This window comes from Corynebacterium lipophilum (genome assembly GCF_024102595.1).
GTDB classification, from domain to species: Bacteria; Actinomycetota; Actinomycetes; order Mycobacteriales; family Mycobacteriaceae; genus Corynebacterium; species Corynebacterium pseudogenitalium.
Window position 1 is genome coordinate 1 of sequence record NZ_JAEUWV010000050.1, and the last position, 927, is coordinate 927.

The 927-nt window shown below is 55.6% G+C and carries 1 protein-coding gene; it reads right to left on the bottom strand.

Annotated features, from left to right (window positions below; translation table 11 throughout):
* Positions 1 to 765, bottom strand: a 765-nt coding sequence (locus tag JMN37_RS11265) for a hypothetical protein (protein WP_252932205.1), incomplete at its 3' end; no start/stop codon positions are given.
* Positions 766 to 927 lie beyond the last annotated feature (162 nt).

Below are 927 nucleotides of genomic sequence, written 5' to 3' on the forward strand. Positions count from 1 at the left end.
ATCCGGCAGACCGTCACCATCAGAATCAACAGCACTGTCCTGGGTTGCAACCTCCATGTGCATGGCAGCAGTCAACGTTGCACCAGCATCAATGCGCTCAAACCAACGACCACGCTGGAAGCTGGCCCCTGCCGGATCCACAAACCCAACCTCACCGGCAGCCGTGGTGCGCTGGAACGCATCGGCTACACCAGACGAGGTTGCATTATCGAACGACACCGCAGTCTCATAGCCAAGCTGGGCCGGGGCAACAACAAACTTCCCATCATCATAGGAGCCGGAAAGCCCGACCTGGGAGTTAATCTGGTTCGTCAGATCCGCCTGCACAAACGCTGAAGCATCCTTGTTGTTGGTCACCCGCACAATGACATCGACGCGGTTGCCATCAAAGCGGTATTCACGCTCGACCGACACACCAGCCGCCTGGTCTTCACCGCGGTAGATGACCACCTGGGTGTTACCATCACGGTGCGTATCCACGTTAAGGCCAGATTCTAAATCCACTAATGCGCCATCGGCACGCAGGTCCACATACAGTGAGGACTCCTGGCTGCCAGCAATGGAGCGGGCATCCGTAAACTTCAACGTCGAAATACGACCCGGCTGTGTTACCGAGTTGTGAAAGACCGCACCCGGCCCGTCAGCGGTCACTGTGACCGACGAGTCAGCAACAGCCATCTCCGCGTGAGCAACCTGTGCACCATTAGCCGCAACGGCCAACACACACGCTGCTACGCATACCTTCCGTGCAATGCTGTTCATCATCGTTGTCACAATCCTTATACCTTCCATCACGCACCACCCAACCGGTGGAACATGAAACCCTTCGTTGTTCTGACCCCAAGTTTATGCACCCGAACTATACATGGCTAATCAACCCAAAACACGACAACAAAACAGGCAAAAACACGCCCACAAAACCCGGAT